Source organism: Pseudomonas sp. AD21 (genome assembly GCF_002878485.1).
Classification (GTDB): domain Bacteria; phylum Pseudomonadota; class Gammaproteobacteria; order Pseudomonadales; family Pseudomonadaceae; genus Aquipseudomonas.
On sequence record NZ_NQYG01000096.1, the window covers coordinates 1 to 15,138 of the forward strand.

Below are 15,138 nucleotides of genomic sequence, written 5' to 3' on the forward strand. Positions count from 1 at the left end.
GAGGGGGCCGACCGAGGTGTCTGGCGTTGTACATCGACCTGAAATACCCAGTCGATTATGGATTCAGTAAAGCACGATCAGGTCGGCGTATCCCTTGAGCATCCCCCAATCGGTCCCCTCTCCCTCCGGGAGAGGGCTAGGGTGAGGGTGCTTTTGATCGTTACCCTGGGCGTAATGATTCGCCGCTGCGCTTGATTGATGCCCCCACCCCACACGCCTACCTTAGCTCCACGACAGCGAACCCCGTGGAGTGAGCATGACAACAACAATTTCCCCCGACTCGCGCTGGACGCGGCGGCGTGACGAGAAGCAGCGGCGTCTCGACAAGGTGCGCGGGTTGGCCGACGGTGTGGTGTTGCCCAGCGACAAGATCGTCGAGGCGCTCGAAGCGCTGATTCATCCCGGAGACCGTGTGGTGCTGGAGGGCAACAACCAGAAGCAGGCGGATTTTCTTTCTCGTTCGCTGGCCAAGGCTGACCCGGAAAAGCTCCACGACCTGCATATGATCATGCCCAGCGTCGGTCGCTCCGAGCATCTGGACCTGTTCGAACGCGGCATCGCCCGCAAGCTCGACTTCTCCTTCGCCGGCACCCAGAGCCTGCGCATCAGCCAGTTGCTCGAAGACGGCTTGCTGGAAGTCGGTGCGATCCACACTTACATCGAACTCTACGCCCGACTGGTGGTGGATCTGATCCCCAACGTCGTGCTCTCGGCCGGGTTCATGGCCGACCGCGCAGGCAACATCTACACCGGCCCCAGCACCGAAGACACTCCCGCACTGATCGAACCGGCGGCGTTCAGCGACGGCATCGTCATCGTCCAGGTCAACCAGTTGGTCGACGACGTCAGCGAGCTGCCCCGCGTAGACATCCCTGCCTCATGGGTCGATTTCGTCGTGGTCGCCGACAAGCCGTTCTACATTGAACCGCTGTTCACCCGCGACCCACGCCACATCAAGCCTGTGCACGTGTTGATGGCGATGATGGCGATTCGCGGTATCTACGAAAAACACAACGTGCAGTCGCTCAACCACGGCATCGGTTTCAACACCGCCGCCATCGAATTGATCCTGCCGACCTACGGCGAATCCCTCGGTCTCAAAGGCAAGATCTGCCGCAACTGGACGCTCAACCCGCACCCGACGCTGATTCCGGCGATTGAAAGCGGCTGGGTCGAAAGCGTGCATTGCTTCGGCACCGAACTGGGCATGGAAAACTACATCGCCGCGCGCCCGGACGTGTTCTTCACCGGCCGCGACGGCTCGCTGCGTTCCAACCGGATGTTCTGCCAACTCGCCGGGCAATACGCGGTGGATCTGTTTATCGGCGCGACGTTGCAGGTCGATGGCGATGGCCACTCCTCAACCGTCACCCGTGGCCGTCTCGCCGGTTTCGGCGGGGCGCCAAACATGGGTCACGACCCGCGCGGTCGCCGTCACGGCACCCCTGCGTGGCTGGACATGCGCCACGACGATGCGCAGCAACCGATGCTCGAACGCGGCAAGAAACTCGTGGTGCAAATGGTCGAGACCTTCCAGGAGGGCGGCAAACCGACCTTCGTCGAAACCCTAGATGCGGTGGAAGTGGCGAAGAAAAGCGGCATGCCGCTGGCGCCGATCATGATCTACGGCGACGACGTCACCCACCTGCTCACCGAAGAAGGCATCGCCTACCTGTACAAGGCGCGCTCGCTGGAAGAACGCCAGGCAATGATCGCCGCGGTGGCGGGCGTCACCGCCATCGGCCTGCGCCACAACCCGAAAGACACCGAACGCATGCGCCGCGAAGGCCTGATCGCCTTGCCCGAAGACCTCGGCATCCGTCGCACCGACGCCACCCGCGAACTGCTTGCGGCGAAAAGCGTGGCCGATCTGGTCGAGTGGTCCGGCGGCCTCTACAACCCGCCCGCGAAATTCAGGAGCTGGTAATGCACGCACTCAACCTGCAAGCGAAACCCGTCAGCCTGAGCGAACGCCTGGCCGATCTGGCGGTGGATGCGCTGATCGACGAAGCCGATCTGTCGCCGAAACCGGCGCTGGTCGATCGGCGTGGCAATGGCGCACACACCGATTTGCACCTGGGCCTGATGCACGCGTCGGCGTTGTCGTTGTGGCCGGCGTTCAAGGAAATGGCCGAGGCCGCCAACGCGACAGGCGAAGTCGGATTGCCGTTGCGCGAAGCGATTGGCCGCATCGGCCGCGAAGGCGAGCAAGCGATGCTCGCGACCACCAACGGCGTGAACACGCATCGCGGGGCGATTTGGGCGCTGGGTTTATTAGTGACTGCCGCTGCACTGGAACCGCAATCCTCCAGTGCTAACGCCGTGACCCTGCGCGCCGCGCGTCTGGCCTTGCTGGACGATCGCTACGCACCAAAACCCTTGAGCCACGGCGCCCAGGTCGCCCTGCGTTACGGCGCACGCGGTGCCCGCGAGGAAGCACAACTCGGCTTCCCTTCAGTGCTGCAACGCGGTCTGCCACTACTCAAGCGCAGCCGCGCCTACGGCCACGGCGAACAGAACGCCCGGCTCGACGCCTTGCTCGCGATCATGACTGAGCTCGCTGACACCTGCGTGCTCTACCGCGCCGGTGAACAAGGTCTGCAGGCCATGCAACACGGCGCGCAAGCGGTGCTCGACGCCGGTGGCAGCGCCAGTCTCACCGGGCGTCGTCGCCTGCACGAACTGGATCAACAACTCATCGCATTGAATGCCTCGCCCGGTGGCGCCGCCGACTTGCTCGCCGCCACGTTGCTGCTCGACCGAATCGAGCGCGACGGCATCCTTCAGGGAGCGTTTTGATGGAAACCTTATCCTTTGAATTCCCCGCCGGGCAGCCGCCACGTGGACGGGCGCTGGTCGGTTGTGTCGGCTCGGGCGATCTGGAAGTACTGATCGAACCGGGGCTGGCCGGCAAACTGACGATCAATGTGCAGACCTCGGTCAACGGTGCGCAGCTGCGCTGGCAGCACCTGTTTGCGCGGATGTTCGACGGTACCACGCCGCCGGCGATGGCCATCGATATCCACGATTTCGGCGCGACGCCGGGGGTGGTGCGCCTGCGGCTGGAACAAGGTTTCGAGGAGATCGGCCATGACTGACAGCGCAGCGCTTTTGCACAAACACAGCTTCGTCGAACTCGGTGCGCGGCAACGGGCGAAAGCCTTGCTCGACGCCGGGACCTTCCGCGAATTGCTCGATCCGTTTCAACGCGTCATGTCGCCGTGGCTCGAACGCCAGGGCGTGGTGCCGCAAGCCGATGACGGCGTGGTGATCGCCAAGGGCAGCCTCGATGGTTTGCCGGTGGTAATCGCGGCGATTGAAGGCGCGTTTCAGGGCGGCAGCCTCGGCGAAGTCGGTGGGGCGAAGATTGCCGGTGCACTGGAACTGGCCGCCGAAGATAACCGCAAAGGCATTCCGACCCGCGCCGTGCTGCTGCTGGAAACCGGCGGCGTGCGCTTGCAGGAAGCCAACCTCGGGCTGGCGGCGATTGCCGATATTCATGCGGCGATTGTCGATTTGCAGCAGTACCAACCGGTGGTTGGGGTGGTGGCGGGCAGCGTCGGTTGCTTTGGTGGCATGTCGATTGCCGCTGCGCTGTGCAGCTATTTGCTGGTGACTCAGGAAGCACGCCTGGGTTTGAACGGCCCACAGGTGATCGAGCAGGAAGCCGGCATCGAAGAATACGACTCGCGCGATCGTCCATTTATCTGGAGCCTGACCGGTGGCGAGCAACGTTTCGCCAGTGGTCTGGTGGATCGTTATGTCGCCGATGACGTGGCGCAGATTCGGCAGCAGGTCGGTGAACTGCTGCAGCAAGGTTTGCCCGCGCAGCCACGCAGCCAGCGCGCCGAATGGTTCCTGCGACGTCTGGCGAGCCTGGACACCGACCAGCAAATCGAGCCGTCGGTGGTTCGTGATCTGTATCAAGGAGAGCGCTCATGAGCGGTTATTCGCTGCGCGGTTTGAACTGGTTCAACGCCTTGAGCGCGGGCGCTAAAAGTGTTGAAGGACTGCCGCCATCGTTGAAAGTTGCTGACGGTGAGCTGGGGCGTTTTATCGCTGTGGTTGCTGACCCGGATAATCGTTTTCCTCGAGCCCGAAACGGCGAAGTCGGTTTGCTCGAGGGCTGGGGTTTGGCCAAGGCTGTGGATGATGTGATCACTGCCGATCGCGACAAAGCGCAGAAGCGCCCGATCATCGCCATCGTCGATGTACCCAGTCAGGCTTATGGCCGGCGCGAAGAAGCGCTCGGCATTCACCAGGCGCTGGCTGGTGCGGCGGACAGTTATGCCCGCGCGCGTCTGGCCGGGCATCCGCTGATTGCGCTGCTGGTGGGCAAGGCCATGTCCGGGGCGTTTCTCGCTCACGGTTATCAGGCCAACCGCATGATCGCGCTGCGCGATCCGGGCGTGATGGTGCATGCCATGGGCAAGGCATCGGCGGCGCGGGTGACCTTGCGCAGTGTCGAGGAACTGGAAGCGCTGGCCGCCAGCGTGCCGCCGATGGCCTACGACATCGACAGCTACGCCAGCCTCGGATTGCTCTGGGAAACCCTGTCGGTGCAGCAGATCGAGCAGCCGACAGCGGAGGATCTGGCGCGGGTCAGCGAATGCCTGAAGCAAGCCATCGACGATATTGCCGCGACTGATTTGAGCAACCGTCTTGGCGCAAAAAATCGCCAGGCATCCAGCCGTGTGCGCGAACTGCTGAGGGGGCAGTGGTGAGCATGCCTCTGGCCCACGATCTGCTGTGGGACATGACGCCTGCGCAGCTGCCGGCGGATGCGCCGCAGTGGGCAGTCGAGTCGCTGGCCGCCGGGCAACCGGTGGTGGTGCGGCGGGCGCTGAGCGAGGAAGGTTTAGTCGCGGTCGGCGTGCGCGGTGTGTTGCGCGAGCAGCGGTTGGCGGCGTTTATGGCACTGGATTCGATTGCCTGTCGGGTCAGTCCGGAGGCGCTTTGTCATGTTGATTGTGAGCGCGATCTGCCAGTGATGCAGGCGCTCCAACAACTGCGGCCGATGCTCGACGATTGCGGTTGGGTTTGGGGCGTCAGCGGCAGTGTCGGCTTTGAATTGGCCAGCGGTTTTACTGCGATGCACGCGGCCAGTGACCTCGATCTGATCCTGCGTACACCGCAACTGATCACGCGTAATCAGGCACGCAAACTGGTCGCACGTTTCGACCAAGCCATGTGCCGGGTCGACATGCAATTGCAGACTCCGTTCGGTGCTGTGGCTTTGCGTGAATGGGCCAGCGGGTCGGCACGAGTGCTGCTGAAAAACGCTCATCAGGCTTGTCTGGTGTCTGACCCATGGAACCCGCAGGAGCAGGCAGCGTGAGCAGTCTGCTGGTGTTTCCCGGCCAGGGCGCGCAGCAGCCAGGCATGCTCCAGCGTTTGCCTCGGGAAACCTTGATCGAGGCGAGTGATGTGCTCGGTGAAGATGTCCTGCTGCTCGATTCTCCCGAAGCGTTGCGCACCACCCGAGCCGTTCAGCTGTGTCTGTTGATCGCCGGGGTCGCTGCCTCGCGGCAGCTGTTGCAGGACGGGCTCACGGCGGATTACGTCGCCGGCCTGTCCATCGGCGCTTACCCGGCAGCGGTGGTTGCCGGTTCTTTGAGCTTCAGCGACGCGTTGCATCTGGTCAGCCTGCGCGGTGAGCTGATGCAGCAAGCTTATCCACAAGGCTACGGCATGACCGCGATCATCGGCCTGCAATTGTCCACAGTCGAAACGCTGCTGGCGCAGGTGCACAGCGAGGATTCGCCGGTGTATCTGGCCAATATCAACGCCGACAACCAGGTGGTGATTGCCGGCAGCGACAAGGCCATGCAAGCGGTGGCCGAACTGGCGCGCGGGCGTGGCGCCGGTCTGGCAAAGCGCCTGGCGGTGAGTGTGCCGTCGCACTGTCCGTTGCTGGATCAACCGGCTCAGATCCTCGCTGATGCCTTTGCGAAAGTGGAAGTGAAGACCCCGATAATCGCTTACCTGAGTGGCAGCCGCGCGCGTCCGGTGATCAAACCTGACGCTCTGCGCGACGACCTCGCCTTCAACATGTGCCGCGTGGTGGACTGGCGCGGCACCGTGCAAAGCGCTTATGAGCGCGGCGTGCGGCTACAAATCGAACTGCCGCCCGGTGCGGTACTGACCGGGCTGGCGCGCCGGGTGTTCGAGCAGGGCACGGTCACTGCCTTCGACAGTGCGCGGCTGGACACCTTGCAGGCGCTGTTGCGAGAGGAGGGTGGCCGCCGACCATAAACCGCCGCGACTCAGGCTTCGAACAACAAAAACAACATTCGACGATGCACTTTGAGGACTACAACAATGATTATTTACGGTGTGGCGCTGCTGGCGATCTGTACGCTGGCAGGGGTGATCATGGGTGACATGCTCGGTGTACTGCTGGGCGTCAAATCCAACGTCGGCGGGGTCGGCATCGCCATGATCCTGTTGATCTGCGCGCGGTTGTGGATGCAGAAGCGCGGTGGCATGACCAAAGACTGCGAGATGGGCGTCGGCTTCTGGGGCGCGATGTACATTCCGGTGGTGGTGGCGATGGCCGCGCAACAGAACGTCGTCACCGCGCTGCACGGCGGCCCGGTGGCGGTGCTGGCGGCGATCGGTTCGGTGGTGGTCTGTGGCTGCACCATTGCCCTGATCAGCCGCACGCATAAAGGCGAGCCGTTACCCGACGAACCGGCGCAAGTCACGCCCGTCGGCACGCCAGTAGGAGGTCGCTGACATGTGGGACCTCATTGAAAACGGTCTGGAACACAACGGTCTGGTCACGGCTTTCGCCTTCGTCGGCGTGATCATGTGGGTCTCGGTGATTCTCTCCAAACGGCTGACGTTCGGGCGCATTCACGGCTCGGCGATTGCCATCGTTATCGGTCTGGTGCTGGCCTGGGTCGGCGGTACCATGACCGGCGGGCAAAAGGGTCTGGCGGACCTGTCGCTGTTCTCCGGTATCGGCCTGATGGGCGGGGCGATGTTGCGTGATTTCGCGATTGTGGCGACTGCGTTCGAAGTGCAGGCGACCGAAGCGAAGAAAGCCGGGCTGATCGGCGTGATCGCGCTGCTGCTGGGCACGATTCTGCCGTTCATTGTCGGCGCGAGCATGGCCTGGGCCTTCGGTTATCGCGATGCGGTGAGCATGACTACCATCGGTGCGGGCGCGGTGACTTACATCGTCGGGCCGGTGACCGGTGCGGCGATTGGTGCGACTTCGGATGTGATGGCGCTGTCGATTGCCACCGGGTTGATCAAGGCGATTCTGGTGATGGTCGGCACGCCGGTTGCGGCGCGCTGGATGGGCCTGGATAACCCGCGCTCGGCGATGGTTTTCGGTGGTCTGGCCGGGACGGTGAGTGGGGTGACCGCAGGGCTGGCGGCGACGGATCGGCGGTTGGTGCCTTATGGGGCGTTGACGGCTACGTTTCACACCGGGCTTGGGTGTTTGCTGGGGCCTTCGCTGCTGTTCTTCATTGTTCGCGGGATTGTGGGTTGAAGATCAACAGCCCCTCACCCTAGCCCTCTCCCAGAGGGAGAGGGGACTGACCGAGTTGGATATTGGAGGTTCGCCGACCTGAAATTCCTGAGTCGACCTCAGGTTTTGAAAAGCCCCCCGATCTGCTCCCTTTCCCCCTCGCCCCCTTGGGGGAGAGGGCTGGGGTGAGGGGTATAGATCGAAAGCACACCACAAATCTCAAAGCCAGACACAAAAAAGCCCATGACACGTCATGGGCTTTTCACTTGCAGCTAGCAGCTTGAAACTCGCAGCTGCTCTTACACGTAAAACGATTTCAACGGCGGGAAGCCATTGAACTCAACCGCGCTGTAACTGGTGGTGTACGCACCGGTCGACAACCAGTAAAGACGATCACCAATCGCCAGGTTCAGCGGCAGACCGTACTTGTAGTTCTCGTACATGATGTCGGCGCTGTCGCAGGTAGGGCCGGCGATCACGACTTCTTCCATCTCGCCTTTCTTCTCGGTCCAGATCGGGAACTTGATCGCCTCGTCCATGGTTTCGATCAGGCCGGAGAACTTGCCCACATCGGTGTAGACCCAACGTTCGACGGCGGTGCGCGACTTGCGTGCAACCAGTACCACTTCGCTGACCAGGATGCCGGCGTTGGCGATCAGCGAACGGCCCGGTTCCAGAATGATTTCCGGCAGGTCATCACCGAAGTCTTCCTTCAGGAAACGGATGATTTCTTCGGCGTAGGTTTCCAGGCTGTTGGTGCGGGTGATGTAGTTGGCCGGGAAGCCACCGCCCATGTTGATCAGCTTCAGGTGAATACCGTCTTCTTCTTTCAGTCGCTCGAAGATCACTTTGACCTTGGCGATCGCCGCGTCCCAGACGCTGATGTCGCGCTGTTGCGAGCCAACGTGGAACGAGATGCCGTACGGCACCAGACCCAGGTCGCGAGCGAGGATCAGCAGGTCCATGGCCATGTCGGTCTGGCAGCCGAACTTGCGCGACAGAGGCCAGTCAGCCGTGGTCGAGCCTTCAGTCAGGATGCGCACGTAGACTTTCGAGCCTGGTGCCGCTTTGGCGATGTTGCGCAGGTCGGCTTCGGAGTCGGTGGAGAACAGACGCACGCCCTTCTCGTAGAAGTAGCGGATGTCCTTGGATTTCTTGATGGTGTTGCCGTAGCTGATACGGTCGGCGCTGACGCCACGATCCATCACTTTGTCCAGCTCATAGATGGAGGCGATGTCGAAGCTCGAACCTTTCTCTTTGAGCAGGTCGATGATCTCGACGGCCGGGTTGGCCTTGACCGCGTAGTAGACCTTGGCGAATTCGAAACCGGCGCGCAGGTCATCGTAGGCCTGGGCAATCATCGCGGTGTCGATCACCACGAACGGGGTTTCCTGTTTGTCGGCGAACGCCTTCATTTTGTCGAATGTAGCGCGCGCGAAATAGTCTTCGACCTGGATCGACATGCTGGGATCTCCTACTGGCAAACTAAAATTATCAATGGGTGCAAATGAACGTCCTCCGTATCCCCACTTTGGTTCGCCTACTTCCCAAGGCATGTCGCCGAAAGCAAAAAGGCCACGGGCGTATCTGCCCTTGGCCTTGCTGTCTCGTCGTCAGTACTTGAGCCGGATGGATCGTTTCCAGCATGGACGTTCGGCGCGAACTTTAGGGCGTGAGGGGCCTGAGATCAACTAAAAATGTCGCGTTTCTGCACGCTTCTGACGTGCGTCGCGTTCATCACTCTTTGTAGCCGACCGAGATGACGGGCAGATGTTCCCCGGGAATTTTTCAGTGTTAAAAATACCTGCACGTTCGCGGATTATGTCGGCGAAGTCGTGGGTAAGTGTGATGGCGTCAAAATCGGCGACGTTGGCGGCGAAAGGTGGGTGTGAGGGGGATTTTGCCGGTTTTGAAGGCTGCGCAAGGCATGCTGTCCGGTTCTCAGGTGTTGAGATTCTTTTCCGTCTTGTGAATGACTTAATAACACCCCTGATCCTGTAGGAGTGAGCCTGCTCGCGATGACTTTTTTTCAGCCTACATCTTCATTGGCAGATATTGCGCTATCGCGAGCAGGCTCACTCCTACAGGGGTGTGTGTTTTTACCGGGTAATCAGGCGACTACCGCCTCAGCCGGCGATACGATATTGGTCTTCATCCCGCGCGAACGTCCCGAGCTGAGATACGCCGCAATCGACTCCTGCGTCACCTCGCCGAGGAACACCCGCTCGGCGTCCATCACCGGAAGCCACGAACGATTGAACTCGTACATGCGCGACAGCAGGATGCGCAAATGCTCGTCGTACGCCGCCGTGGCGTTGAACTCCCGGAGGAACTGCGCGCAGGTACCAGTCTGACGGTGCAGGTCGCGGCGACGCACATAACCCAGCGCCTTGTTCTCGGCACAGGTGACCACCACGTAGCGGCGGTCATGCTCGTCCATCAATTCCAGCGCATCGGCCACCGGGGTTTCCGGGCTCACCGACGGTGCGTTGTCCGCCGCATCTTCGGCTTTGACCAACAGCAGGCGCTTCAGGGTGCTGTCCTGGCCAACGAAGTTGCTGACGAAGTCGTCCGCCGGATGCGCGAGCAGGGTGTCCGGGTGATCGATCTGCAGCAGTTTGCCGGCGCGGAAGATCGCAATCTTGTCGCCCAGCTTGATCGCTTCGTCGATGTCGTGGCTGACCATGATCACGGTCTTGTTCAGCGCCCGTTGCATCTCGAAGAATTCGTTCTGGATCATCTCGCGGTTGATCGGGTCGACCGCACCGAACGGCTCATCCATCAGCAACAGTGGAGCATCGGCCGCCAGTGCGCGGATCACGCCGATGCGCTGTTGCTGACCACCGGACAATTCACGCGGATAGCGATGCAGATACTGCTTGGGCTCAAGCTTGATCATGCTCATCAGTTCACGAGCGCGGTCGTGGCATTTCTGTTTGTCCCAGCCGAGCAGTTTCGGCACGACGACGATGTTCTCTTCGATGGTCATGTTCGGGAACAGACCTATCTGCTGAATCACGTAGCCGATGTTGCGACGCAGGGTCACTTCGTCGAGATCAGTGGTGTCTTCACCGTTGATGAGGATCTTGCCCGAGGTCGGTTTGATCAGGCGGTTGATCATCTTCAGCGTGGTGCTTTTGCCGCAACCCGATGGCCCGAGGAACACACAGATTTCGCCTTCATTGACGGTCAGGCTTACCGAGTCCACGGCTTTGACGTCTTTGCCGTTGCTTTGGAAAGTTTTGCTGAGGTTTTGAAGTTCGATCATTTGAGCAGTCCTTTTGGAGTCAGCGTACGTTGCAGCCACTGCAGGAGGAGGTCGGCGAAGATCGCCAGAAGACTGACCAGCAGCGCGCCGACAATCAGCATCGACATGTCGCTGCGGCTGATGGAAGCGAGGATCAGCACGCCGAGGCCACCGGCGCCGATGGTCGCGGCGATGGTCATCACGCCGATGTTCATCACCACGGCAGTGCGCACGCCGGCGAGAATCACTGGCACCGCAATCGGCAGCTCGACCATGCGCAGGCGCTGGCCGAAGGTCATGCCGATGCCGCGTGCGGCTTCACGGATACCCGGTTCGACGCCAGTCAATGCGAGGTAGGTGTTGCGCATGATCGGCAACAGTGAATAAAGGAACACGGCGGTGATCGCCGGCATCGGCCCAAGGCCCTGGCCGAACTTGGAGTAGAACGGCAGCAGCAGGCCGAACAGCGCAATCGACGGCACGGTCAGCAGCACCGTGGCGCTGGCCTGCAAGGGACCTGCGAGGGTCGGAAACCTCGTCATCAGAATACCCAGCGGCACGCCAGCGACAATCGCCAGGGTCACGGCGATGCCGACGAGGGTGATGTGCTGCCAGGTCAGGTGCATCACCTGCTGCCAGTCGAGATGGGAAAAGGCGTTCAGGAATTCCATGACTTCTCCTCTCTTAATTCAGCGGATGTTGGCGCAGGAAATCGGCGGCAACTTTCGATGGGCTTTCGTGATCGACGTCGACCCGTGCGTTGAGCTGACGCATGGTTTCGTCGTCGAACAGTTCGGCCAGCGGTTTGAGTTGCTCGGCCAGTTGCGGATGCGCGTCGAGGTAGGCCTGACGCACCACTGGCGCAGCGGTGTAGTCGGGGAAGTAGTGCTTGTCGTCTTCCAGCAGCTTCAGGCCGAAAGCGTTGAGGCGGCCGTCAGTGGTGTAGACCAGACCGGCAAACACCTGGCCGTTGCGCAGCGCGGTGTAGACCAGCCCCGCGTCCATCTGCCGGATGTTTTTGCGGGTCAGGTTCATGTCGTAGAGTTTGACCATGCCGTCGAGACCGTCAGAGCGGTTGGCAAACTCGGTGTCCAGTGCCACCAGATGGTTGGTCTTGGCCTCGGCGCGCAGCACTTCATTCAACTGGCTGATGTTGTTGATCTGCGGGTATTTCTCGGCGACGTTTTTTGGCAGCGCGAGGGCGTAGGTGTTGCTGAATTTCGACGGGGTCAGCCAGACCAGGCCTTTTTTCGCGTCGAGTTCTTTGACCCGGGCGTAGGACTGGGCGCTGTCGAGTTTTTCAGTGACATGGTTGTAAGCCACCAGCGACACGCCGGTGTATTCCCAGAGCATGTCCAACTGTCCGCTTTCGTGGGCGCTGCGGGCCAGGTTGCTGCCCAGACCACCGGTGATCTGCGCGTCGTAACCTTTGCTGCGCAGGTATTGCGCGGTGATTTCGGCGAGCAGGGTCTGCTCGGTAAATACTCGAGCGCCGAGGCGAATGAGCGGTTTTTCCGTCGATTGGGCAAATCCTGCGAACAGCAGGACGCAACCCAGAATCAAGCTAAGCCGTTTCATAAATATTCCTTCGCAAAAGCCTTAAGACGGGCGCAGACCGCGTTCCAGCCAGAGACGGCTGGCGAGGGTGACCACGCCATCGAGCAGCAGGGCCAGCAGCGCGGTGCACGCGGCACCGAGCAGCAGTTGCGGCTGATTGTTCAGGGCGATGCCGGGGAAGATCAGGCTGCCGAGGCTGTTGGCGCCGATCAGGAACGCCAGCGGCGCGGTCCCGACGTTGATCGCCAATGCCACACGCACGCCACCGACGATGATCGGCACGGCGTTGGGCAGTTCGACTTTCCACAACACCTGACGCGGGGTCATGCCGATGCCGACGGCCGCTTCTTTGAGCGAACCCTGAACGTTTTTAAGGCCTTCGTAGGTGTTGCGCACAATCGGCAACAAGGAGGCGAGGAATAAAGCGAAGATCGCCGGGCCACTGCCGATGCCGAGAATCCCCAGGGCAATCGCCAGTACCGCCAGCGGTGGCACGGTGTTGCCGATATTGAAGATCTGCATGAAGCGTTCAGCGCGGCCGACCATGGTCGGGCGACTGAGAAAGATACCGGCGGGGATGCCCACGACCAGGGCGGCCAGCATTGAAGCGAGGACGAGAATCAGATGAGCTTGCAGGTAAAACAACAAATCGTCGCGGTAGTGTTCGATCGTGTTGATGCCGATCCAGTGGACCAGCAGGGCCAGGAGCGCGATCACCACCGCACCTCCCATCAGCCCTTTGCCATAGCGGATAGCCACAGGCGGACTCCTTTTTTTGTAGTCGGCGAGCGCAGTCCCGAGTGGCATGCCATGCCTGGCTGCCGGGAGAGTCGTTCGCGAAAAGTAGCCGTTTTTCAGAGCCGGCAAAGCGGTCTGTAAGCGAGCCATGAGCGCAGCCTCGTCAGGCTAACTTGCTGATTTTTCAGCCCCTGACGAAATGTCGTAACAGGGGATGGACGTCTCCGTGCTTTAAAAGGTTCCCATCTGGGGCAGCATTTGGCCACCCTTAATGTGCTCAACGGTTCGGTTATTGCATCGACTTGGGCTATAATCGCGGCCCTTTTTTGAATCACCGCCAGGCGATTTCCCATGACCAACCAGGCCGCCGAAGTCGCGAAACGCCGCACTTTCGCCATTATTTCCCACCCCGATGCCGGTAAAACCACGATCACCGAAAAGCTCCTGTTGATGGGCAAGGCGATTGCAGTGGCCGGCACGGTGAAATCCCGTAAATCCGATCGCCATGCGACATCCGACTGGATGGAGATGGAGAAGCAGCGGGGTATTTCCATTACCACGTCGGTCATGCAGTTCCCGTATCGCGAACACATGATCAACCTGCTCGACACCCCGGGCCACGAAGACTTCTCCGAAGATACCTACCGCACCCTGACGGCGGTCGACTCGGCATTGATGGTTCTCGACGGCGGTAAAGGTGTCGAGCCACGGACCATTGCGCTGATGGACGTTTGCCGTCTGCGTGACACGCCGATCGTCAGCTTCATCAACAAACTCGACCGTGACATTCGCGACCCGATCGAACTGCTCGACGAGATCGAAGCCGTTCTGAAAATCAAGGCTGCGCCGATCACCTGGCCGATCGGTTGCTACCGCGACTTCAAGGGCGTGTACCACCTGGCTGACGACTACATTATTGTCTACACCGCCGGTCACGGTCACGAACGCACCGAAACCAAGATCATCGAGAAGCTCGATTCGGACGAAGCCCGCGCGCATCTGGGCGACGAGTACGAGCGTTTCATCGAGCAGCTGGAACTGGTGCAGGGCGCCTGCCACGAGTTCAACCAGCAGGAATTCCTCGACGGTCAACTGACCCCGGTGTTCTTCGGTACCGCGCTGGGTAACTTCGGGGTCGACCACGTGCTCGACGCTGTCGTTGACTGGGCGCCGCGTCCGCTGGCCCGTGTGGCCAACGAGCGTACCGTCGAGCCGGTGGAAGAGAAGTTCTCGGGCTTCATCTTCAAGATCCAGGCGAACATGGACCCGAAACACCGTGACCGCATCGCCTTCATGCGTATCTGCTCGGGCAAGTACGAGAAAGGCATGAAGATGCGCCACGTGCGTACCGGCAAGGACGTGCGCATCGGCGACGCCCTGACGTTCTTCTCCTCCGAGCGTGAGCAGCTTGAAGAAGCCTTTGCTGGCGACATCATCGGTCTGCACAACCACGGCACGATCCAGATCGGCGACACCTTCAGCGAAGGCGAAACCCTCGGTTTCACCGGTATCCCGCACTTCGCCCCGGAGCTGTTCCGTCGCGTGCGTCTGCGTGATCCGCTGAAATCCAAGCAACTGCGTCAGGGCCTGCAGCAGTTGGCCGAAGAAGGCGCGACGCAGGTGTTCTTCCCGGAGCGCAGCAACGACATCATTCTTGGCGCCGTCGGTGTGCTGCAGTTCGATGTGGTCGCGAGCCGTTTGAAGGAGGAATACAAGGTCGAGTGCTCCTACGAGCCGATCACTGTGTACTCTGCGCGCTGGATCGAATGCGGCGACAAGAAGAAGCTCGAAGAATTCTCCAACAAGGCAGTAGAAAACCTTGCGGTCGACGGCGGCGGTCACCTGACCTATCTCGCGCCGACGCGGGTTAACCTGGCGTTGATGGAAGAGCGTTGGCCGGATGTGAAATTCCGTGCGACGCGTGAGCACCACTAAGCGTTGAGCTGTTTTGTCTGAAGCCCCTGAGGTGTATGCCTTGGGGGTTTTTTTTGGGCTGTTTGTCTTGGCGGCCTTTGGGCCGACCATGTTCTTGGGGGTGGGGGTATATCCGTTTTAGTGGGTGGGGCGGGTGGCGGTTTCGCCCTTACGGCGAGTCACTTTTTCAGACGCCAAA

At 60.8% G+C, this 15,138-nt stretch carries 15 protein-coding genes; 10 read left to right on the forward strand and 5 right to left on the reverse strand.

The annotated features are described in order from the left end of the window. The first annotated feature begins 256 nt into the window (after positions 1–256). The 9 genes from mdcA to madM all read left to right on the forward strand — a co-directional run bounded on the left by mdcA (position 257) and on the right by madM (position 7,504). The gene (mdcA, locus tag PseAD21_RS28190; RefSeq protein ID WP_102358995.1) at positions 257–1,927 is read left to right on the forward strand and encodes a malonate decarboxylase subunit alpha; all 1,671 of its coding nucleotides are present in this window, start codon (positions 257–259) and stop codon (positions 1,925–1,927) included. Beyond that, positions 1,927–2,799, forward strand: a complete 873-nt coding sequence (locus tag PseAD21_RS28195) for a triphosphoribosyl-dephospho-CoA synthase (RefSeq protein ID WP_102358996.1) — start codon at positions 1,927–1,929, stop codon at positions 2,797–2,799. The genes mdcA and PseAD21_RS28195 overlap by 1 nt, the downstream gene beginning before the upstream one ends. Next, on the forward strand, positions 2,799–3,098 hold the full coding sequence (locus PseAD21_RS28200) for a malonate decarboxylase subunit delta (protein ID WP_007913697.1): 300 nt from the start codon (positions 2,799–2,801) through the stop codon (positions 3,096–3,098). The genes PseAD21_RS28195 and PseAD21_RS28200 overlap by 1 nt, the downstream gene beginning before the upstream one ends. Then, positions 3,091–3,942, forward strand: a complete 852-nt coding sequence (locus PseAD21_RS28205) for a biotin-independent malonate decarboxylase subunit beta (protein WP_102358997.1) — start codon at positions 3,091–3,093, stop codon at positions 3,940–3,942. The genes PseAD21_RS28200 and PseAD21_RS28205 overlap by 8 nt, the downstream gene beginning before the upstream one ends. Further along, positions 3,939–4,724: a biotin-independent malonate decarboxylase subunit gamma gene (gene mdcE, locus PseAD21_RS28210; protein ID WP_102358998.1), complete on the forward strand. Its 786-nt coding sequence runs from the start codon at positions 3,939–3,941 to the stop codon at positions 4,722–4,724. The genes PseAD21_RS28205 and mdcE overlap by 4 nt, the downstream gene beginning before the upstream one ends. Beyond that, on the forward strand, positions 4,718–5,338 hold the full coding sequence (locus PseAD21_RS28215) for a malonate decarboxylase holo-ACP synthase (protein ID WP_102358999.1): 621 nt from the start codon (positions 4,718–4,720) through the stop codon (positions 5,336–5,338). Before mdcE ends, PseAD21_RS28215 begins: the two co-directional genes overlap by 7 nt. Then, complete coding sequence (gene mdcH, locus PseAD21_RS28220; protein ID WP_102359000.1) at positions 5,335–6,255, forward strand: malonate decarboxylase subunit epsilon; 921 nt, start codon at positions 5,335–5,337, stop codon at positions 6,253–6,255. The genes PseAD21_RS28215 and mdcH overlap by 4 nt, the downstream gene beginning before the upstream one ends. Positions 6,256–6,321: 66 nt before the next feature. Then, a complete protein-coding gene (gene madL, locus PseAD21_RS28225; RefSeq protein WP_102359001.1) occupies positions 6,322–6,738 on the forward strand; it encodes a malonate transporter subunit MadL in 417 nt (138 codons plus the stop codon). A gap of 1 nt (position 6,739) precedes the next feature. Then, on the forward strand, positions 6,740–7,504 hold the full coding sequence (madM, locus tag PseAD21_RS28230; RefSeq protein WP_102359002.1) for a malonate transporter subunit MadM: 765 nt from the start codon (positions 6,740–6,742) through the stop codon (positions 7,502–7,504). A 278-nt stretch (positions 7,505–7,782) separates the two neighbouring features. Here the strand turns inward: madM and PseAD21_RS28235 are convergent, their stop codons facing one another. From PseAD21_RS28235 to PseAD21_RS28255, 5 genes are all read right to left on the reverse strand, one after another. Beyond that, positions 7,783–8,946, reverse strand: a complete 1,164-nt coding sequence (locus PseAD21_RS28235; protein ID WP_034154440.1) for a type III PLP-dependent enzyme — start codon at positions 8,944–8,946, stop codon at positions 7,783–7,785. 647 nt (positions 8,947–9,593) lie between these two features. Further along, a complete protein-coding gene (locus PseAD21_RS28240; protein WP_047291222.1) occupies positions 9,594–10,751 on the reverse strand; it encodes a betaine/proline/choline family ABC transporter ATP-binding protein in 1,158 nt (385 codons plus the stop codon). Continuing rightward, positions 10,748–11,401, reverse strand: coding sequence for an ABC transporter permease (locus PseAD21_RS28245; RefSeq protein WP_102359003.1), 654 nt, complete (start codon positions 11,399–11,401; stop codon positions 10,748–10,750). The genes PseAD21_RS28240 and PseAD21_RS28245 overlap by 4 nt, the downstream gene beginning before the upstream one ends. Before the next feature lie 13 nt (positions 11,402–11,414). Continuing rightward, positions 11,415–12,308, reverse strand: a complete 894-nt coding sequence (locus tag PseAD21_RS28250; protein WP_102359004.1) for a glycine betaine ABC transporter substrate-binding protein — start codon at positions 12,306–12,308, stop codon at positions 11,415–11,417. Between the two features lie 21 nt (positions 12,309–12,329). Next, entirely contained in the window at positions 12,330–13,019 is a 690-nt protein-coding gene (locus tag PseAD21_RS28255) for an ABC transporter permease (RefSeq protein WP_172667905.1), read from the reverse strand. Between the two features lie 357 nt (positions 13,020–13,376). On the opposite strand from PseAD21_RS28255, the gene PseAD21_RS28260 reads away from it, so the two are divergent. Next, the gene (locus tag PseAD21_RS28260; RefSeq protein WP_064119440.1) at positions 13,377–14,960 is read left to right on the forward strand and encodes a peptide chain release factor 3; all 1,584 of its coding nucleotides are present in this window, start codon (positions 13,377–13,379) and stop codon (positions 14,958–14,960) included. Positions 14,961–15,138: the final 178 nt, after the last annotated feature.

Bases quoted from the DNA above. Each gene is read 5' to 3' on its own strand.
- mdcA (WP_102358995.1), top strand. From the start codon at position 257: ATGACAACAACAATTTCCCCCGACTCGCGCTGGACGCGGCGGCGTGAC.
- PseAD21_RS28195 (WP_102358996.1), top strand. From the start codon at position 1,927: ATGCACGCACTCAACCTGCAAGCGAAACCCGTCAGCCTGAGCGAACGC.
- PseAD21_RS28200 (WP_007913697.1), top strand. From the start codon at position 2,799: ATGGAAACCTTATCCTTTGAATTCCCCGCCGGGCAGCCGCCACGTGGA.
- PseAD21_RS28205 (WP_102358997.1), top strand. From the start codon at position 3,091: ATGACTGACAGCGCAGCGCTTTTGCACAAACACAGCTTCGTCGAACTC.
- mdcE (WP_102358998.1), top strand. From the start codon at position 3,939: ATGAGCGGTTATTCGCTGCGCGGTTTGAACTGGTTCAACGCCTTGAGC.
- madL (WP_102359001.1), top strand. From the start codon at position 6,322: ATGATTATTTACGGTGTGGCGCTGCTGGCGATCTGTACGCTGGCAGGG.
- madM (WP_102359002.1), top strand. From the start codon at position 6,740: ATGTGGGACCTCATTGAAAACGGTCTGGAACACAACGGTCTGGTCACG.
- PseAD21_RS28235 (WP_034154440.1), bottom strand. From the start codon at position 8,946: ATGTCGATCCAGGTCGAAGACTATTTCGCGCGCGCTACATTCGACAAA.
- PseAD21_RS28240 (WP_047291222.1), bottom strand. From the start codon at position 10,751: ATGATCGAACTTCAAAACCTCAGCAAAACTTTCCAAAGCAACGGCAAA.
- PseAD21_RS28245 (WP_102359003.1), bottom strand. From the start codon at position 11,401: ATGGAATTCCTGAACGCCTTTTCCCATCTCGACTGGCAGCAGGTGATG.
- PseAD21_RS28250 (WP_102359004.1), bottom strand. From the start codon at position 12,308: ATGAAACGGCTTAGCTTGATTCTGGGTTGCGTCCTGCTGTTCGCAGGA.
- PseAD21_RS28255 (WP_172667905.1), bottom strand. From the start codon at position 13,019: ATGGGAGGTGCGGTGGTGATCGCGCTCCTGGCCCTGCTGGTCCACTGG.
- PseAD21_RS28260 (WP_064119440.1), top strand. From the start codon at position 13,377: ATGACCAACCAGGCCGCCGAAGTCGCGAAACGCCGCACTTTCGCCATT.